Consider the following 6050-nt stretch of genomic DNA (forward strand, 5'->3'; position numbering starts at 1 on the left):
TCGCTTCTAAGCGTATAGCGTGGCGGCGCAGCGTTGCTCCGCCACAAGGCAAGGTTGGACTGTCGCTATCGCAGCCGGTAGCGACACCTGGTAGCCTTCAAGAAACATGTCGCGAATGCCGTTAGATGCACAAATAGTTACCAAATTGGGGCGTTCGCATGAAGTTGTCTACAAAGTTGCTGACCCTGGTCGCCGCCGCCTTGTTCGGTGTTGTACTCGTTGCCGCAACCGCCGTTCAGACTGTGCGCAGCTCGCTTGTCGACAGTCGACGGGAGCAGATCGTTATCCTTCTGACGAAGGCCGAGCATCTTGTCGATCACTACCGCGATCTGCAGTCGCGTGGCGTGCTGACGCACGACCAGGCCCAACAGGCAGCCAAAGACGCACTCTCCCAACTCAACGCGAACACGAAAAGCTACTACTGGGTCACCACGGCCGATGGCGTGAATCTGGTTCACCCGAACGCCCGGTTCATCGGGACGAGAGCCAAGGGCAATAAAACCACGACAGGGTTGACCGACAGCGAGGCTTATCGCGAGGGCATGGCGGCCTCGCATTTTGCGCTCGTCGACGTACTCGTGAAGCGCACTCCGGATGCGGCTCCGGAGCCGAAGTTGCAAGGCGTGGTTGCGATACCCGATTGGGACTGGTGGATCGGTACCGGTTTCTTCTATGACGATATCAACGCAGCGTTCATGAAGCTCGTCATCGTCCTGGGTTCCATTGCAACCGGCATCTTCGTTGCGATTGGCGCGATCGCATGGGCCGCGGTACGTGGCGTGAAGAAGGCGCTCGGCGGGGACCCGGCCTATGCGACCCATATCGCCACGCAAATCGCGGACGGCAATCTGGCCATCGACGTTGAAGTGGGACGGGCGCCACCGGGCAGCCTGCTGTACGTGCTGAACGACATGAAGTCAAAGCTCGCGGCCATCGTGTCCGAGATTCAGTCGGTGAGTCATTCGATCGCGACGGGCTCAGGCGAAATCGCCCAAGGTAACCTGGATCTGTCCCAACGCACCGAGAAACAGGCGGCGTCATTGCAGGAAACGGCCGCCAGCATGGAGCAGATTACGGCGAACGTCAGGCAGAATGCGGACAGTGCACAACAGGCGAGCGGGCTCGCCAATGCGGCGACCGAGGCCACGGCGCGTGGGGGTTCCGCAGTGCAGGAAGTGGTCGGGACGATGAAACAGATCGAGAGCGAGTCGAAGAAAATCGCCGAGATCACCTCGGTTATCGAAGGCATTGCCTTCCAGACCAACATCCTTGCGCTCAATGCCGCTGTCGAGGCAGCGCGGGCGGGCGAGGAGGGGCGCGGTTTCGCTGTCGTAGCAGGCGAAGTTCGCGCCCTTGCGCAACGCAGCGCCGCGGCCGCGAAAGACATCAAGAGTCTGATCCAGGCGTCAGTGGCCAATGTCAGCAGCGGCACCCGGCTGGTCGAGGTAGCAGGTGGCCGGATGGCCGAGATCGAACAGTCGATTCACCGGGTAACCGACATCATGAGCGAGATTACCTCCGCGTCGGAGGAGCAGAGCACGGGCATTGACCAGGTCAGCCGGGCGGTGTCGCAAATGGACGAAGTGACGCAGCAGAATGCTGCACTGGTGGAGCAGGCGGCCGCAGCCGCAGCGTCGCTCGACGAACAGGCAGGGCGACTGCGTTCTGTGGTGGCGGTATTCCGGGTGGCTGGACAACACTAACGTGCATTGTTGTGTGACTTCTAAAGTAATCCTTAGCTATCTTTATCACGAAGTGATTGGTGCGTGGCGAATGCGAAAACGTACCCCTAAGGATGTGCCGCAACCTGGTGAGCTGGCAACGTTGATCTCGCCGCCGAGCATCAGCACACGCTCCCTCATTCCGACAATCCCGAAAGATTGTCTGCCGACTGCCACTGGGTCAAATCCTTTGCCGTCGTCGCGTACTTCCAGCAGACAATCCGAACCCTTGTGCTCCAGCGTGATGGACACATGTTTGGCCTCTGCATGTCGTGCGACATTCGTGAGGGCTTCCTGGACGATCCGGAACAGTGCGATTGCCTGCTCCTCGGCAATGGTCATATTGTCTTGCGGTACGCGCAAACGGCACGCCATCTGGCCATTGCGCGAAAATTCGGCCGCGAGCCATTCCAGTGCTGCGACGATGCCGGCGTTCAGGACCGCGGGACGCAAAGAGGCGACGGCGTCACGGACTACCTGCATCGTATTGTCGGACAGAGCCAGTATTTTCTGCACGTGTGCGGCGAGTTCAGGATTGCCGTGGCCAAAGCGGATCCGCAATGTCGACGTGCCCATGCGTAGCGCCGTGAGTTGCTGCCCAAGTTCGTCATGCAGTTCGCGTGCGATGCGCTTGCGCTCTTCCTCCCGTGCCGTTTCCCGTCGCGACGTGAGTTCACGCAACAAGTCGTACGATTCGCACAGCCGTTGCTCAGCTTCCTTGCGCTCACTAATATCGCGCCAGACGGTCAACGCGCCCTGAACGATCCCGTGTGCGTCGTTTTCTGGCACAGCGTGGACATACCAGCACTGCGCCTTGCCTTCATGGGTCCACGCGAGTTCGAATTTGGCTATCACGCCGCTTGCCATGATCTTCTTCAGCTTTGCCCTGAACCGCCGCGCGACTTCGGGTGGCACACCGTCTATGCGTCCCGCGCGCTGGCCCAGTAATTCTCCGGCGGTGGCACCGCTAACGCGCTCGAACTCCGGATTGACGTAAGTGCGGCGACAGTTCCGATCGTACCGGATGATAGGGTCCGGCGCGTTTTCCGCGAGAGTCCGGAACGCCCGTTCGCTGTCGCGCAAGGCGCATTCAATTGCGCGAAGGCGGGTGACGTCGTGCGCAATGCCTAGCACGCTGACGATGTTGCCTTCGGCGTCCTTTTCTGGAACGTAGCGGACTTCGAAGACGCAGGCGCCGTGGCACGTTAGCAAGCGCGCCTCTACCTCGTTCGGTTGTCCATTGGCAAACGCTTGCCTGACCGCTTGCTCGAGCTGCTGGTGCAGACCCGCCTCATTGTTCGGCGCCATCTCAGGCTGGGTCTTGCCGAGAAAGGACTCCTGCGGCATGCCGAACGCTTGGGCGAGGCCGGGATTAACGTAGAGGTAGCGGCCTTCGCTGTCGAAGCGCGCGAGGAAGTCCGGGAAATTTTCCGTCAAGGTGCGAAAGAGCTGCTCGCTTCGCTTGAGTTCGTCGATGTCGCGGCTGATCGCAAGCATGCTCGTGACTTCACCGTCTGGCGCGAACTCGGGAACGATCCGCATGTGGCCCCAGCGGACCCGGCCTGAGAGATCATGGAGCAGCACCTCTCCGGTCACTTCGTGGCCCGTCTCGGCGACGCGCTGCAAATGGTCCATGTATTGCTGTACGTCGACAAACATCGACAACTCCGCAGGCGTGGTGCCGATCACTTCATCGGCACGGCGGTTCATCAGCTTTAACAGCGCAGGATTGGCGTATACGCGACGGTAGTCGAGATCGTAGCGGGCAATGTAGTCAGGGGAATGTTCGACAACGGCCCGAAACGCCTGTTCGCTCGCATGGAGCCGCTGCTCCGCTTCTCTGCGGTCGGTCACGTCGAGCCCAAGGGCCAGCGCGCCCACGATGTCCCCCTGGAATCCGCGCTCGGGCATGATACGGATGTGATGATGACGTGCTTCGCCGCTGGTGCGCCGTACGATCATTTCAAACTCACGCTCTGTCCCGGTGTCGATCACCGCGGCAATCAGCGTCTGATACTTTGCATATTGCGGATCGACCGTATGCTCCGTGGGTGTCTTGCCAAGCAGGTCCTGCAGATGTCTGCCGAGTCGCTCTGAAAGCCCGGAATTGGCATAGGTCAGGCGGCATTGCCGGTCATACCCGCAAATGACGTGTAGCGAGCTTTCTGCCAATCCCCGGAACTTGGCTTCAAGTTCCAGTCGTGCGGTCAACAATGCTTCGCTTTGCTTGTGGGCAGACACGTCGCGTGCAGTGACGGCGATCTTGTCTATATGCCCGGATGAGTCGCGCGTGGGGATCAGCGTGGCATGGTAGTGACGGCGTCCTCCAGGTAGATCGAGCGCGAGTTCTTCGTCGCAAGCCATGTCGGACGCTACGCACGTTCGGTATGCGTCGCACAATACGTCGGCGGTTGCCTTCGGGATCGATTCATCGACGAACTTTCCAATGAATTTTCCGCTTGGGATGCAGAACGCCTGCGCCGCTGCAGGATTCATCTCGAGACCACGAAAGCGTCCCTGTGCGGTCACTTCGACCACAAGAAGCACATCCGATACATGCTCGAAGAGGTGCCGGCAACGCTGCTCGCTTTCCCATAGCGCACGCTTCGCTCGTGCCCGCTCGGTGACAACTCGCGCCAATGACAGGTGGTATTCCTGTCCGCCGTATTCGACGTGGCTCGCGCTGACTTCGACAGACAACACGTCGCCGTCCTGGCGGCGGTGCTTCGTCTCGAAGAGGAGTGCGCCCTTCTGGCGCAATTCGCTCCAAAGGTATGTGCTCCGTTCGATTGTCCACGTGGGATCGATATCCGGGATGCGCAATTGCGACAGCTCTGTCGCGCTATATCCGAGCGAGCGGCAAAACGCTTCGTTGGCATAGACCAGGCGGCCATGCTCGTCGGCCAGGTAGACGGCCTCGCGCGCCGTGTCGAGTGCCACGCTCGTCAGATGCGATGGTTGTCTCTGTTCCAGGAGTTGCCGCTGCAGATTGTCCAGGTCCAGTTGCAAGGCGGCATTTTGCTTTCTTAGCGTTCTCAACAGGGTGTCCGTCAACGGGTCATGCACGGATTCGTTCATACGCTGCCTGCCGGGTCTTCCTGGATGACGCCGATCGCGCCTTCTGATGGACATTAGAATAGGAGAGGGTTTGGTCGCCTCTCTATAGATAGTTTGCGTTCCAGGAGGTCCTCGGAAAGTTATGGCCGAACTCCACCTCACCAAGGCGAGTGTACCTGCCTGTTTCCCTCCGATGTCTTCGGTGACGTACCCTGTCAAGATGAACGCGTCACACGTCAAATCTCCCGGTTTAGGGATTTCCTTACCTGTGCTTCGGAGGAGCATGTCGTGCGATTTCTGTGCGTTCTGACTGCCTTGCCGGCATTTTCTGAACCTCCACAACGGGGCTAAGGCGCTTGTCGCGCCTTGCGCCTGAATGCGACTGGCTATGTCACCAACGACAGCGGCCCCGAGGCGTTTCTGGCTGCAAACAGGATCAATATGAGAAGTACTATTTATTTCACGGGGTCGTAGGATTAATTAGCTGTGGACTGACGTGTTCCGTGAGCTCACTTCATCTGTCATTTCGCGGTCATGTTCACCGGTTCCGCGCCGGCCCGAAGTATGCGGGTATAGCGGAAACGCTTGAATTCCAGCGTGGGACGCGTTCGTCGCTTGATCGCCCGATTGCAGTCTCCACTGAGCTTTCAGTCGTTGGTGTCGCCCTGCGGCCGGGTTGACTCTCAAGGCTCTTCGCACTGCGAGATAAAGGCTGATGGACAGTCAGGCTTGCCTGACAAAATAAGCAGGAAACGCTGAACACAATGAACCTTGAGTACCTGGCGTTTTCAGTCGTTTGCAAGTTCAAGGGCAACGCCGATCGGGAGAGCGCGACAAAGGTCACTTGGGCAAATGAGCCGGTCCTGACAAAGTGAAAGTCTCGGATTCTCTGTCGTTTCCCGCACCGATGCTGCGGTTGGCGGTTAGATTACTTTTCGATAAATTCATGCAGACGACGTTTCCTGTCACGCCTCTGTTTTGAACACGTTTTCCAAAGAATGAAAGCGGGACAACCCGATATGGCAATTGTCCATCTGGCAGCATTGCTGATGCAGTCCTGATCGGACCATCCTGACGAGAAATGCAGGCTTCCCTTACATACAGAAGGTATCACTCAAGGCGAATATCTGTTTGCAGAGAAAGTTCAATACGCGATTATCGTTCTGCCATCGGGAATTCATCAGCCATTCCTGGACTGTAAAGAGTCCGTCGCCGGTACCGCGGCCAGTAGCAATGGCGGCCGAGGCAGGGCGAGTGAAGCCCAATGCGAAT

At 58.6% G+C, this 6050-nt stretch carries 2 protein-coding genes; one reads left to right on the forward strand and one right to left on the reverse strand.

Features of this window, described 5'->3' with window-relative positions; genetic code table 11:
• Window positions 1–158 precede the first annotated feature (158 nt).
• Entirely contained in the window at window positions 159–1703 is a 1545-nt protein-coding gene (locus PQR67_RS37965) for a methyl-accepting chemotaxis protein (RefSeq protein ID WP_408467917.1), read from the forward strand.
• 45 nt (window positions 1704–1748) lie between these two features.
• Here PQR67_RS37965 and PQR67_RS37970 read toward each other — a convergent pair whose 3' ends face one another.
• Window positions 1749–4799 (reverse strand): PAS domain-containing sensor histidine kinase, encoded by a 3051-nt coding sequence (locus tag PQR67_RS37970; RefSeq protein ID WP_408467918.1) that lies wholly within the window; start codon window positions 4797–4799, stop codon window positions 1749–1751.
• Window positions 4800–6050: the final 1251 nt, after the last annotated feature.

Source organism: Paraburkholderia fungorum, assembly GCF_046026025.1.
GTDB lineage: Bacteria > Pseudomonadota > Gammaproteobacteria > Burkholderiales > Burkholderiaceae > Paraburkholderia > Paraburkholderia fungorum_E.